This is a genomic window from Micromonospora sp. NPDC048894, assembly GCF_040649765.1.
Lineage (GTDB): Bacteria > Actinomycetota > Actinomycetes > Mycobacteriales > Micromonosporaceae > Micromonospora > Micromonospora antibiotica.
Genome location: NZ_JBEZFY010000001.1, coordinates 79,688 through 92,494 on the forward strand (window position 1 = coordinate 79,688; position 12,807 = coordinate 92,494).

A 12,807-nucleotide genomic window follows, 5' to 3' on the forward strand; every position below is an offset into this window, starting at 1 on the left:
CCCTCACCGCTCGGGGCTCACTGCTCACCGCTCGGCGCGACGGGCCTCCCGCTCGGCGCGTTTGCGTTCCCGCTGCTCGCGGCTCCACTGCTTGCGTCGTTCCAGGTCGGCTTTCCAGGCGTCGCGGGCCTGGCGGGAGCCGCCCTGCACCGCGCCGGCCACCTCCGGCGGGCCGGCCAGGTTCTTGAAGGCCCAGGCGAGGAGTCGACCGCCCTCGCCCGGGGCCTTCGTCACCGGCTTGTCCTCGCTCATCGGCACCGACCCCCCTGCTGACGATTGGTGTGCAAACCATTGGTACACCAATCGTTGGTAGCATCGCAACGGCGACGAGGAGGTGCACGTGGTGGACGGCCCACCCGACGGGGATCCGCTGGCGTTGGAGGAGCAGGTCTGCTTCGCGCTCTCCGTCGCCGCGCGCGGCGTCGTCGCGGTCTACCGGCCGCTCCTGGAACCGATGGGGCTGACCCACCCGCAATATCTGGTCATGCTGGCGCTCTGGCAGCACGCGCCGCTGTCGGTACGCGAGCTGAGCCGGCTGCTCCAGCTCGACCCCGGCACCCTGTCGCCACTGCTCAAGCGCCTGGAGGCGGCCGGCTACCTCCGCCGTGAGCGGGACCCCGCCGACGAACGCAGCCTCGCGGTCTCGCTCACCGGGAGCGGGCGGGCGCTGCGGGCCCGTGCCGAGCAGATCCCCCCGGCCGTCGTCGCCCGGCTCGGGTTGCCGCTGGCCGAACTACGCGACCTGCACGGCGCGCTGACCCGGGTGATCGCCGCCGCCAACGGCGCGGTGACGGCCGGGCCACCACCTGCCGGGCCGGCGACGCCGGACAGCTAGCCGCCGCGCACCGCCCGGCCAGCCGGGGTCAGCCGCCACCGTGCGGGTGCGGTCAGGGCTGCGGGCCGGGCCGGCGACCGGGCTCGGCGTCGGCGTAGACCGCGAAGCCCCGGTCGGCGCAGCGCCGGTAGAAGGCGGCCAGGACGCCCAGCTCGGCACAGGTGAAGTCCCACTGCGGCGGGTCACCGTTCTCGTCGCGCAGCCGGTCGAGCCGGCTGCCCAGCCAGCGCAGCTGCTGCTCGGCGAGACGCCCGTCACCGAGCAGCGCGCGGAGCACGTCGCTGACCGACTCGAAGGTCACCGTCTCGCCGTGCGGCCGGTGCTGGACGACGAACTTCTCCACCCCGCCGGCGATCCAGGAGCAACCGTCCGGATCGATCACCGGGTCCTCGTCCTCGGCGGCGGCGTCGGTGGCGTAGAGCACATTCTCCAGCCCGAGGATCAGGTCGACCAGCTCGGTGTAGGCGGTGGCCCGGACCGTGCCGGTCTTGGCGATGTGCTCGGCGAGCGCGGCGGTCGGCGCGGAGATCCGGGGGATGTCCACGACCTCGCCGAAGTCGACGAACTCGGCCGGCGCGACCGGGTCGTAGAAGCGGCCGGTCCGCGGCCAGTGCACCGCGACATTGTCCAGCCCCATCTGGTGTCACCTTTCGAGAGCACGGGTCGGGTCGATCGGGTCCATCGTCCCGGTTGCGGGTGGAAAAGATCAAGACGGGCAACTTTGCCGCGCGCCGCAAAGCTACGGTACGGCCACCGTCGGACGCGACCCCCCGCCCGCCCGGCAGGGCGGCCGATTCCGTGGCGGCGGCCACGGAGGTGGGGCCGGGGCGTGTAGGGGGAGTCGCGGACAGCGAGATTCGGCCGGCTACGAGGGTCTCAGCCGCCTTCCAGGGGTGCCGAGTGGCGGTTCTGTCGTGTGCGCACAGTAAGATTGACGGTGAGACGACGACCTGACGCGGTGCGACGGACAGGGGCCCTCACCGGCCCTTGATCAACGTCCCGGGTCGGGTCTGGCCGATCGCGATCCGCGGGCAACCGCGGCGACCGGCGCGCACGATCCGCGACCGCCCTGCGGGGCCGCTGCCCGTGTGCGCCGACGTCGTGTCCTGTCCGCCGAACCCGCGCACCCGCGCCCCGGCGCGGGCGGTGCGAGAAAGTGGCCGAGGGTGGCAGCGCAGGACAAGCAGGAGTACGGCGCAGAGTCGATCACCGTCCTCGAAGGGCTGGAGGCGGTCCGCAAGCGGCCCGGCATGTACATCGGGTCCACCGGCGAGCGTGGCCTGCACCACCTGGTGTGGGAGGTCGTGGACAACGCGGTCGACGAGGCGCTCGCCGGTCACTGCGACACCATCGACGTGGTGCTGCTCGCCGACGGCGGGGTCCGGGTCACCGACAACGGCCGTGGCTTCCCGGTCGACCTGCACCCCAAGCTCAAGAAGCCGGGTGTCGAGGTCGCGCTGACCGTGCTGCACGCGGGCGGCAAGTTCGACGGCAAGGCGTACGCGGTCTCCGGCGGTCTGCACGGCGTCGGCGTCTCCGTGGTGAACGCCCTCTCCACCCGGATGGCCGTCGAGATCCACAAGTCCGGCTTCGTCTGGCGGCAGAAATACCACAACTCCAAGCCCGACGCGCTGGAGAAGGGCGAGACCACCGACCGCACCGGCTCGGCGGTCTCCTTCTGGCCGGACCCGGACGTCTTCGAGACGACCGACTTCGACTTCCAGACCATCTACCGCCGGCTCCAGGAGATGGCCTTCCTCAACCGGGCCCTCTCCATCCACCTGCTCGACGAGCGGGTCGCCGAGGGCGAGGAGGGCAAGCCCCGCGAGGTCACCTTCTACTACGAGGGCGGCATCGCGGACTTCGTCCGGCACCTCAACGCCTCCAAGAACCCGATGCACAAGACGGTGGTCGAGTTCGCCGCCGAAGAAGAAGGCATGTCGGTCGAGATCGCCATGCAGTGGAACGAGTCGTACGGCGAGTCGGTCTACACCTTCGCCAACACGATCAACACGCACGAGGGTGGCACCCACGAGGAGGGCTTCCGGGCCGCGCTGACCAGCGTGGTCAACCGCTACGGCGCGGACAAGAAGCTGCTCAAGGGCGACGAGAAGCTCTCCGGCGAGGACATCCGCGAGGGCCTTGCCGCGATCATCTCGGTCAAGCTGGCCAACCCGCAGTTCGAGGGCCAGACCAAGACCAAGCTGGGCAACACCCCGGTCAAGAGCTTCGTGCAGCGGGTCTGCAACGACCGGCTGGTCGACTGGTTCGACCGGAACCCGGCGGAGGCCAAGACGATCATCCAGAAGGCGTCCCAGGCGGCCCGGGCCCGGATCGCCGCCCAGCAGGCGCGCAAGCTGGCCCGGCGCAAGTCGCTGCTGGAGTCGGGCTCGATGCCGGGCAAGCTGGCCGACTGCCAGTCCACCGACCCGCGCGAGTCCGAGGTGTTCATCGTCGAGGGCGACTCGGCCGGCGGCTCGGCCAAGCAGGGGCGCGACCCGCGTACCCAGGCGATCCTGCCGATCCGCGGCAAGATCCTCAACGTGGAGAAGGCCCGGATCGACCGGGTGCTCAAGAACAACGAGGTCCAGGCGCTGATCACCGCGCTGGGCACCGGCATCCACGACGACTTCGACATGGAGAAGCTGCGGTACCACAAGGTGGTGCTGATGGCCGACGCCGACGTCGACGGCCAGCACATCCAGACCCTCCTGCTCACCCTGCTGTTCCGCTTCATGCGTCCGCTGGTCGAGCTGGGTCACGTCTACCTGGCCGCCCCGCCGCTCTACAAGATCAAGTGGAACAAGAAGGGCGACGACGCCCAGTACGCGTACTCCGACCGGGAACGTGACGGGCTGATCGCGCTGCGCCAGCAGAAGAAGCCCAACGCCAAGCCGGACGACATCCAGCGGTTCAAGGGTCTCGGCGAGATGAACTATCCCGAGCTGTGGGAGACCACGATGAACCCGGCCACCCGGACCCTGCGTCAGGTCACCCTCGACGACGCCGCCACCGCCGACGAGCTGTTCAGCGTGCTGATGGGTGAGGACGTCGAGGCCCGCCGCTCGTTCATCCAGCGCAACGCCAAGGACGTGCGGTTCCTCGACATCTGACGGGCCGGCCGACCGGTGCCGCACCGGTCGGCCGCCGTCCACCGGGTTATCCACAGCCTGGCCGGTTTCCACAGCGTTATCCACAGCACGAACACGACTCTGAGTCTGATAAGGGTTAACAGTGACCGATACTCCCGAGTCCACCCCGAACGAGCCGGAGACCCCCGAGACACCACTCGCGGCGGTCGTCCAGCACGACCGGATCGAGCCGGTCGGGCTCGAGGTCGAGATGCAGCGCTCGTACCTCGACTACGCGATGAGCGTGATCGTCGGGCGGGCACTGCCGGACGTCCGGGACGGGCTCAAGCCGGTCCACCGCAAGATCCTCTACGCCATGTACGACTCGGGTTACCGGCCGGACCGGGGCTACGTGAAGTGCTCCCGGGTCGTCGGCGACGTGATGGGGCAGTTCCACCCGCACGGCGACTCGGCCATCTATGACGCGCTGGTCCGGATGGCCCAGCCCTGGTCGCTGCGCTATCCGCTGGTCGACGGCAACGGCAACTTCGGCTCGCCCGGAAACGATCCGGCTGCCGCGATGCGCTACACCGAATGCAAGCTGGACCCGCTGGCGATGGAGATGCTGCGGGACATCGACGAGGACACCGTCGACCTCCAGGACAACTACGACGGCCGGGCCAAGGAGCCCACCATCCTGCCGGCACGCATCCCCAACCTGCTGGTCAACGGCTCCGAGGGCATCGCGGTCGGGATGGCCACCAAGATCCCGCCGCACAACCTGCGCGAGATCGGCGCGGCGGTGCAGTGGTGCCTGGAGAACCCGGAGGCCGACGAGGCGACCACGCTCGAAGCGCTGCTGGAGATCGTCAAGGGTCCGGACTTCCCCACCCACGGGTTGATCGTCGGTCAGTCCGCCATCCAGGACGCGTACCGGACCGGTCGCGGGTCCATCCGGATGCGCGCGGTGGTGGAGGTCGAGGAGGACAAGCGGGGCCGGCCGGCGCTCGTCGTCAGCGAGCTGCCCTACCAGGTCAACCCGGACAACCTCGCCGAGCGGATCGCCGAGCTGATCAAGGAGGGCAAGCTCGCCGGCATCGCCGACATCCGGGACGAGTCCTCCGGGCGTACCGGCATGCGGATCGTGCTGGTGCTCAAGCGCGACGCGGTCGCCAAGGTGGTGCTGAACAACCTCTACAAGCACACCCAGCTCCAGGAGACCTTCGGCGCCAACATGCTGGCCCTGGTCGACGGGGTGCCGCGCACGCTCAACCTGGCCCAGTTCCTCCGCTACTACGTCGAGCACCAGATCGAGGTGATCCGGCGGCGGACCGCGTTCCGGCTGCGCAAGGCCGAGGAGCGGGCGCACATCCTGCGCGGTCTGTCCAAGGCGCTGGACGCGCTGGACGAGGTGATCGCCCTGATCCGGCGCTCGCCCACCGTCGACGACGCCCGGCAGGGCCTGATCCGGCTGCTGGAGATCGACGAGATCCAGGCGACCGCGATCCTGGACATGCAGCTGCGCCGGCTGGCCGCCCTGGAACGGCAGCGGATCCTGGACGACCTGGCCAAGCTGGAAATCGAGATCGCCGACCTCAAGGACATCCTCGCCAAGCCGGAGCGGCAGCGGAAGATCGTCTCCGAGGAGCTGAGCGAGATCGTCGCGAAGTGGGGCGACGAGCGGCGTACGAAGATCATCCCGTTCGACGGCGAGGTCTCGATGGAGGACCTGATCGCCCGTGAGGACGTGGTGGTGACCATCACCCGCACCGGGTACGCCAAGCGAACCAAGGTCGACCTTTACCGCTCCCAGCGGCGCGGCGGCAAGGGCGTGAGCGGCGCGACCCTGCGGCAGGACGACATTGTCAGCCACTTCTTCGTATGCTCCACGCACGACTGGATTTTGTTCTTCACCAACAAGGGCCGCGTGTACCGGGCCAAGGCGTACGAGTTGCCCGAGGCCAGTAGGGTGGCCAAGGGCCAACACGTGGCCAACCTGCTCGCCTTCCAGCCGGACGAGCAGATCGCGCAGATCATCGAAATCCCGAACTACCAGGTGGCCCCCTACCTGGTACTGGCCACGAGAAACGGCCTGGTGAAGAAGACCCGACTCGAGGAGTTCGACTCCAACCGGTCCGGCGGCGTCATCGCGATCAACCTGCGCGATGAGGACGAGCTGGTCGGTGCCGTCCTCGCGGCGCCGGAGCAGGACCTGCTGCTCGTTTCCAAGAAGGCTCAGGCGATCCGGTTCAACGCCTCCGACGAGGCGTTGCGCCCGATGGGCCGGGCCACCTCGGGTGTGATCGGCATGCGCTTCACCGACGACGACGTCCTGCTGGCCATGGAGGTCGTCCGGGAGGGCCTGGACGTCCTGGTGGCCACGAACGGGGGATACGCGAAACGTACCCCCATCGAGGAATACCCCGTCCAGGGTCGGGGAGGTAAGGGCGTGTTGACTGCGAAGATCACCGAGCGCCGCGGTGGTCTGGTCGGCGCGGTCGTGATCGACCCGGACGACGAGCTGTTCGCGATCACCAGCAACGGCGGCGTCATCCGGACTCCGGTGAAGCCTGTACGCCGTACCCGTGACCGGAACACAATGGGGGTCAAGCTGATGGACCTCCCGGACGGCGTGACTATCGTGGCGATTGCTCGCAATGCCGACGAGCCTGACGAACAGGACTAGTTGAATGACGGAGACACAGGCGAAGTCGGGGAACAAGGGGACCTCGGCCACCCCGGTCGACGAGGAGGCCGCCAAGAGCGGCACAACCCCTGCCGGCCGCGCCGCGGTGGGCCGGGCGACCGTCCCCGCCGACGCGCCTGCCCCGAAGTTCACCCGGGCACCCGGCATGGCACCGCCGCCGGACAAGCCGGGTGAGGACTCGGGGACGACCGAGCAACCCCAGCCGACGGGCACCGACGCGCCGTCCTCCGCCACCCAGCCGGTGGCCACCACGGCCAGGTCGAGCAACACGACACAGCCGATCTCACTGGGGGCAGCCGCCTCCCCGTCCACGACCGGCACCCAGCCGAAGATCGGCGGCGGGTTCCGGCCGTCCCCGGACACCGGGCGTACCGGCGCGGGCGGGGGCGCGGGTAACACCCGGCCGGCCAACGGCGGTGGGCTGCCACCGGGCCTCGGTGGCCCGGCGGCCGTCGGAGCCGCCCGGGTGGGTGACGCGGTACGCGCCGCGCGTACCTCGGTCAGTTCCGCTGCCTCCCGGGGGCCGCGCCGCGCCCGGCTGAACCTCAAGCGGATCGACCCGTGGTCCGTGATGAAGTTCGCCTTCGCGGTCTCCGTCGTCCTGTTCATCGTGGTGGTCGTGGCGACCTCGGTGCTCTATCTCGCGCTGGACGCGATGGGTGTCTTCCAGAGCGTCAACGACAGCTTGACCGACCTGGTCAGCGCGAGCGGTGGGCAGGGCGCCGACGGTGGCTTCCAGATCACCGCCAAGGGCGTCATCCTCACCTCCGCCCTGATCGGGCTGGTCAACGTGGTGCTGTTCACCGCGCTGGCCACCCTCGGCGCGTTCGTCTACAACGTCTGTGCCGACCTGGTCGGCGGGATCGAGTTGACGCTCGCCGAACGCGACTGATTCGACCCGACGCCGGGGTGCCGCCTACCGCGGTCACCCCGGCGTCGTGCTTTCCCACCCACCCGCCCACCACCAGCCGTCCCCGCCCTCGCTCCTGGGGATGCGGCGGTGTGGGAGCCGCTCCGCTACCGCTGTGGCGGGGTTGGAGTGGAGCTCCGATCGCCCGACCGGGGTAAACGGCTCGCCCCGATCAGGGGTGGCCGGTACGGTCGGGAAGGCGCGGGAGCGTCGGCCACCCCGATTTGGGAGCGGACGATGCGATGGGTTAACCTTGCTCGTCGCTACGCGGGGCTATAGCTCAGTCGGTTAGAGCGCAGAGCTGATAACTCTGAGGTCGCTGGTTCGATTCCAGCTAGCCCCACCGCACACAGTTCCGGCGAGCAGTCGAGTCGAGCGCGAGGGGTCGCCCCATGTTCAAGAAGCTGCTGTTCCTGGTCGGCATCATCGGTGTCGCCGCCGTGGTGGCCAAGAAGGTCAAGGCTTCCAACGACGAGCGCGCCCTCTGGCACGAGGCGACCACCTCGCCCGACCTGCGCTGACCGGCCCGGCTCCGGCCAGCACCCGGCGGCCCGGCCCGCCCGGGGGCCCTAGCTCAACTGGCAGAGCACTGCCTTTGCAAGGCAGGGGTTAGGGGTTCGAGTCCCCTGGGCTCCACCAGCACCACCCTTGACCGAGCTTCTCGTCCCGTGAAGATCAACGGGCACCTGGTGGGCACAGATCAGGATTGATCTTGAGTCGTTCTGGAACCTGCCACCCGGTTTCCGGCGGCGCCGACCACGCCCTTCGGACGTTTTCGCTTCGTTACCGGTGCACCGCTGCCCGACCGGCGGCCGAGCCGCCAGTCCACGGCGGAGACGACCGTGGTGGGCCGGTCCGCGTGCTCAGTAACCGGCGAGCCGCGGCATCAGCGCGATCGCCACGAAGCGGATCGTGCGGCCCAGCAGGCACGTCGCCGCGAACGCGACCGGACGCAGGGGCGTGCGTCCCAGGTAGACGCTGGTGGCCAGTAACGGCGGAAACCCGGTGACCGCGCTGACCAACAGCATGCCGGTGGCCTGGCGGGGACGCTCCATCACCTCGACGAGTCGTGCGCCGGCCGCCTTCGGGCGCGCGAGCATCGTCCCCCACCGGCCCGGCGGTCTCGGTGTGCCGGGCGTGTGCCTGGTGAGTCGGCGTCGCAGCCAGGGTGAGTGGATCGCGCCGCGCGTACCGAGAAAGATCAGTAATTTTCCGGTGGTCTGACCGGCTGCGGCGGCGACGCCGAGCGCCACGGGCGGCGTGCCGGTCGTGGCCACCGCCGCCATCAGATAGGGCTCGGCCGGGGTGAACGGCAGGAACGCCGACAGCAGCCCGACGGCCGCAGCCGCCAGAACGGCGATCATGGCTGGGTGGACGGTGGGCTGACCGGCAGATTGGCGGCGGACACCAGCGAGACGACCTTCACCACGGCGACGCCGAGGGCGAAGGTGACGGCGACGGCGGCCGGCGCGAAGATCGCCAGCAGCACCACCGCGGCGGTGTTCAGCGCCTTCGCCGGCGGAGACCAGTTCCACCGGTAGATGCGCCGGTCGACGCAGCCGAAGTAGTTCGGGCTCAGCAGGGGCCAGCGCAGGAACATCAGGCTCAGCAGCTGATCGACGACCATGAACTGGACGAGGAACACCGCGATCGGCAGCGCGGTGTCGGGCCGCAGCACGACGAGTGCCGCAGCGCAGGCCGACGTGCAGGCCCGGTCGGCGACTATGTCGAAGACCGCGCCGGCGCGGGTCTCCTGCCCCAGGGTGCGGGCGGCGACACCGTCGAGGATGTCACCGATCCAGTAGACCAGGTAGGCGGCGACGAGCAGGTGGGCGTCGCGGTGGGTCAGCGCCGCCACCGCGAGCCCGAAGGAGCCGGCCGTGCGTACGGCGGTGACGGCGTTGGGGACGTTGACCAGAGTGACCGGCGGTGCGAGCCCGAGCGCCGTCATTCGGCGTCTTTGAGGATGCGTTGCAGGTCGACGGTCCGGCGGTGCAGATCGGCCAGTTGCGTGCTCATCTCGGCGAGCAGCCGAGACGTTTCGGCGGCCTGCTCGGCGTACTGCCGCTGCAGTTCGCTCGACACCTCGGTCCGCTTGCGGACGCCCGCATACCAGACGACGGAGATGAGCACGGCGGCGACGACGATCAGGAAGACCGAGGCGGCGTCCATCTAACTGGTTCCCTTCGGTGGGGAGTCGCCGTCTCCGGCGTTGCTCAGGGTCGCGGCGGCAGCCGCCACCACGTCGGGCGTGAGCTGGAGCGAGAACGGGGTGACCTCGTAGTACTTGAGCGCCTTGCCGTCATCGGACAACTCCAGGTGGGCGGTGACCAGGCCGGCCCGCTCCAATTTCTTGAGGTGCACCTGGAGCAGCGCACGGCTGATGCCCAGGTCGCGGGCGAGCTGTGAGACGTAGGAACGGCCGCCGGTCAACGCGGCGAGCACGCGGAGTCGGTGCGGACTGGCCAACGTGGCGAGAATCTCGACCAGCCGATCGCCGGTCAAGTTTCCCATAGTTCATCTTGGCTCATGCCAACTATTATTTGCATGAGCCAAGGCGGGCTGTCAACCCCGGGGTGGGCTGCCGGGAGCGGTGGCTGCGGATCACTCCGACGTCTGCCACCCTGAGCTGTGCTGATTTACAAGATCCTGCTGCCCGCCGAGTGGGCCGGATTCGAGGCCGCCGGCCGCTTCGACGGCTCGCCGCTCGACCACAGCAGCGGTTTCATCCACTGCTCCTCGCGTGAGCAGGTGGCCGCGACCGCGCTGCGGTTCTTCGCGCAGGAGCCGACGCTCGTGGTCGCCGCTCTCGACACCCGACTGCTCGGTGCGGCGGTGCGCTGGGAGGACGCCCCCGACGGTGGGCCCTTCCCGCACGTCTACGCGGCACTGCCGATCGACGCCGTGGTCACCGTCCACCAGGTGGCGGGGGCGTCGTCGGTGGACGACGCGATACCGCAGGCCTAGCTTGGTGATCGGGCCACCGGAGCGTGGCTCCGGGCAGGGTCGGCAGCCAACCCGGTCGACCACCGTCGCACCCTGCGCCGCAACACTGCCCGACGGGCCGAGGTGGACCGACGGCGACCCGGTGGTGAAGCTCCTGCCACCGTTCGATGGCGACACCAGCCGATGGCGACGGCTGACCCCGCCAGAACGGGTGGTGCTCCCGGCCACCCGGCACCTCCACGATGCGGGCGGACGTCCTCAGTCGACGGAGCCCCGGGCCTGACGCAACAGCGCGAGCAGACCGTGGCCGTCCTCGATCCGGGCGTCAGGGACGACGGCGGGGTGCGGGGGTTCCCGGTCGGTGCGCGGGGAACGCATCAGGATCGCCGCTCCCGCGCCGGCCCGGCGGGCACCCTCGACGTCCCGGCCGAGAGTGTCGCCGACGAACCAGCAGCGGTCGATCGGCACCCCGACGGCGTCTGCCGCCAGCAGCGCCAGTCGCGGGTTGGGCTTCCGGGGGCCAGCCTCGTCGCTGTAGAACTGGGCGGCGAACGAACCGGCGAGCCCGACAGCGGCGAGGAAGTCCCGGTGCGCGGCACCGCAGAGGGTGTTGCTCACCACGGCCAGCGGAAGGCCCGCCGCGGTGGCCGCCCGGAGCGCCTCGGGGATCCCCGGGCGCACCGCCCAGTCCGCCCGCCACGTCCAGGCGTACGACAGGGGGGTCGCCTCACGGTCGACGGCGTCGCGGGCCGGTCCGGGCCACGAGCCGGTGACGAACTCCGCCCAGACCCGGGAGTGGGACAGCTCCACCGGGTCGGCTGTCCGGCCCGCGCCGTCACGCCAGGCCGAGTAGCGTCGTGCGCCTTCGGTCAGGTCGGCGGCAATCTGCTGGTCCGCCACCGCGCCACCGACGAGCTGGGACAGCCGCCGGACAAGTCCCGGTGGGGCGGGTGGCTGCGGAGGCGCGTCGGCCAGGACGCCACCGAAGTCCAGCAGGAGGGCGCGCGGCGAGCGGAGCATGCCCGCAATTCTCCCCCGACGAGACCGAAGGCGCGGAACGGACCGATCGGCACCCGACCTCTAGCGGCGCGGCAACGGGGGCAGTCGTGACCGACCACGCGATCGCCGAGCTACGCGCCGCCGACATCGGCTGGGCGTAGAAGGAGACGACCTGCTGTCCGCCGGCGCGGAGCTGCGCGGTGACCCCACCCTGGCGCTCGCCTGCCGTCGCGGACGTCACCCGGGACGACCCTCGCGGGGACGACCGCCACCCGCACCGGGCCAGGCCGGGGCGGCAGGCTAGCGTCGGGGTGTGACCACTGGCGCTCCCCGTGTCCTGCCCGCCGCGCACGGCATCGCCGAGGCCGCCGAGGTGCTGCGGGCCGGCGGCCTGGTGGCCTTCCCCACCGAAACGGTCTACGGGCTCGGCGCGAACGCGCTGGACGCCCGGGCCGCGGCGCGGATCTTCGAAGCGAAGGCCCGGCCCAGCTTCGATCCACTGATCACCCACCTGGCTGACGCCACCGACCTGCCGGCGCTCGTCGGCGCGCTGCCCCCCACCGTCGCGGCGCTGGCCGAGCGGTTCTGGCCGGGACCGCTCACCCTGATCGTGGACCGGCCGGCCGTGATCCCGCCGATCGTCACCTCCGGTCTCGACACGATGGCCGTACGGGTGCCCGACGAGGCGTCCGCCCGTGCGTTGATCCGGGCCGCCGGAGTGCCCGTGGCCGCGCCGAGCGCCAACCGGTTCGGGCAGCTCAGCCCCACCCGCGCCGAACACGTCGTCCGAGGGCTCGGTGCGGCGGTCGACGTGGTGCTCGACGGCGGCCCCACCCGGTGCGGAATCGAGTCGACCATCGTGGACGCGCGCGGCCCCCACCCGGTGGTGCTGCGGCTCGGGGCGCTCGCCGTCGAGGAACTCGTCGCGACGGTCGGCCCGGTGACCGTCCGGCAGGGCAGCTCCGGGCAGCCGGTCGCCCCGGGTACATTGGCCGCGCACTACGCGCCGCGTACCCCGTTGCGGGTGGTGGCGGGCGCGGTGCCGGCACCGGCCGACGGGGTTCGACGGGGCTTCCTGGCCTTCCGGGAGGGCCCGGCGGCCGGCTACGCGGCGGTGGAGGTGCTGTCACCCACCGGTGACGTGACCGAGGCGGCCGCCCGGCTCTTCGACGCGCTGCACCGGCTGGACGCGGCCGGGGTGACCGAGATCCTCGCCGAACCGGCCCCCGACGAGGGGGTCGGCCGGGCGATCAACGACCGGTTGGGCCGCGCCGCCGCCACCTGGTCCCCACCCGCACCCTGACCCCGGGCACATCCCCACGGCCAGCCGCGCACAACA

At 70.7% G+C, this 12,807-nt stretch carries 14 protein-coding genes and 2 tRNA genes; 9 read left to right on the top strand and 7 right to left on the bottom strand.

The features are described 5' to 3' along the window. Positions 1–24 precede the first annotated feature (24 nt). Positions 25–252, bottom strand: a complete 228-nt coding sequence (locus AB0C22_RS00345; protein ID WP_208565181.1) for a hypothetical protein — start codon at positions 250–252, stop codon at positions 25–27. Between the two features lie 88 nt (positions 253–340). Between AB0C22_RS00345 and AB0C22_RS00350 the strand changes: the two genes are divergently transcribed. Continuing rightward, positions 341–835, top strand: coding sequence for a MarR family transcriptional regulator (locus AB0C22_RS00350; protein WP_208565182.1), 495 nt, complete (start codon positions 341–343; stop codon positions 833–835). A 52-nt stretch (positions 836–887) separates the two neighbouring features. On the opposite strand, the gene AB0C22_RS00355 is transcribed toward AB0C22_RS00350, so the two are convergent. After that, positions 888–1,472, bottom strand: a complete 585-nt coding sequence (locus tag AB0C22_RS00355) for a hypothetical protein (RefSeq protein WP_219465400.1) — start codon at positions 1,470–1,472, stop codon at positions 888–890. A 529-nt stretch (positions 1,473–2,001) separates the two neighbouring features. On the opposite strand from AB0C22_RS00355, the gene gyrB reads away from it, so the two are divergent. The 6 genes from gyrB to AB0C22_RS00385 all read left to right on the top strand — a co-directional run bounded on the left by gyrB (position 2,002) and on the right by AB0C22_RS00385 (position 8,162). Then, positions 2,002–3,948: a DNA topoisomerase (ATP-hydrolyzing) subunit B gene (gene gyrB, locus AB0C22_RS00360; protein ID WP_219465402.1), complete on the top strand. Its 1,947-nt coding sequence runs from the start codon at positions 2,002–2,004 to the stop codon at positions 3,946–3,948. Between the two features lie 121 nt (positions 3,949–4,069). After that, on the top strand, positions 4,070–6,592 hold the full coding sequence (gene gyrA, locus AB0C22_RS00365) for a DNA gyrase subunit A (protein WP_219465403.1): 2,523 nt from the start codon (positions 4,070–4,072) through the stop codon (positions 6,590–6,592). A 4-nt stretch (positions 6,593–6,596) separates the two neighbouring features. Then, positions 6,597–7,505: a DUF3566 domain-containing protein gene (locus AB0C22_RS00370; protein WP_208565186.1), complete on the top strand. Its 909-nt coding sequence runs from the start codon at positions 6,597–6,599 to the stop codon at positions 7,503–7,505. Between the two features lie 287 nt (positions 7,506–7,792). Further along, positions 7,793–7,866: transfer RNA gene (locus tag AB0C22_RS00375), tRNA-Ile, on the top strand. Positions 7,867–7,915: 49 nt separating this feature from the next. After that, the gene (locus tag AB0C22_RS00380) at positions 7,916–8,044 is read left to right on the top strand and encodes a DLW-39 family protein (protein ID WP_218108253.1); all 129 of its coding nucleotides are present in this window, start codon (positions 7,916–7,918) and stop codon (positions 8,042–8,044) included. 42 nt (positions 8,045–8,086) lie between these two features. Next, a tRNA-Ala gene (locus AB0C22_RS00385) sits at positions 8,087–8,162 on the top strand. A 224-nt stretch (positions 8,163–8,386) separates the two neighbouring features. Here AB0C22_RS00385 and AB0C22_RS00390 read toward each other — a convergent pair. From AB0C22_RS00390 to AB0C22_RS00405, 4 genes are read right to left on the bottom strand one after another with little or no spacing between them, the layout of a single operon-like run. Beyond that, positions 8,387–8,887 carry a hypothetical protein gene (locus AB0C22_RS00390; protein WP_357532694.1) on the bottom strand — a complete coding sequence of 167 codons (501 nt, stop codon included), beginning with the start codon at positions 8,885–8,887 and terminating at the stop codon, positions 8,387–8,389. Continuing rightward, positions 8,884–9,474 carry a CDP-alcohol phosphatidyltransferase family protein gene (locus AB0C22_RS00395; RefSeq protein WP_357532696.1) on the bottom strand — a complete coding sequence of 197 codons (591 nt, stop codon included), beginning with the start codon at positions 9,472–9,474 and terminating at the stop codon, positions 8,884–8,886. The genes AB0C22_RS00390 and AB0C22_RS00395 overlap by 4 nt, the downstream gene beginning before the upstream one ends. Then, a complete protein-coding gene (locus AB0C22_RS00400) occupies positions 9,471–9,695 on the bottom strand; it encodes a hypothetical protein (RefSeq protein WP_219465406.1) in 225 nt (74 codons plus the stop codon). Before AB0C22_RS00400 ends, AB0C22_RS00395 begins: the two co-directional genes overlap by 4 nt. After that, the gene (locus AB0C22_RS00405; RefSeq protein ID WP_219465407.1) at positions 9,696–10,037 is read right to left on the bottom strand and encodes a helix-turn-helix domain-containing protein; all 342 of its coding nucleotides are present in this window, start codon (positions 10,035–10,037) and stop codon (positions 9,696–9,698) included. A 117-nt stretch (positions 10,038–10,154) separates the two neighbouring features. Here AB0C22_RS00405 and AB0C22_RS00410 point away from each other — a divergent pair, with 117 nt between their 5' ends. Beyond that, a complete protein-coding gene (locus AB0C22_RS00410; protein WP_219465408.1) occupies positions 10,155–10,490 on the top strand; it encodes a DUF952 domain-containing protein in 336 nt (111 codons plus the stop codon). Positions 10,491–10,727: 237 nt separating this feature from the next. On the opposite strand, the gene AB0C22_RS00415 is transcribed toward AB0C22_RS00410, so the two are convergent. Beyond that, the gene (locus tag AB0C22_RS00415) at positions 10,728–11,489 is read right to left on the bottom strand and encodes an HAD family hydrolase (RefSeq protein WP_357532698.1); all 762 of its coding nucleotides are present in this window, start codon (positions 11,487–11,489) and stop codon (positions 10,728–10,730) included. 316 nt (positions 11,490–11,805) lie between these two features. On the opposite strand from AB0C22_RS00415, the gene AB0C22_RS00420 reads away from it, so the two are divergent. Continuing rightward, positions 11,806–12,771 carry an L-threonylcarbamoyladenylate synthase gene (locus AB0C22_RS00420; protein WP_357533325.1) on the top strand — a complete coding sequence of 322 codons (966 nt, stop codon included), beginning with the start codon at positions 11,806–11,808 and terminating at the stop codon, positions 12,769–12,771. Positions 12,772–12,807 lie beyond the last annotated feature (36 nt).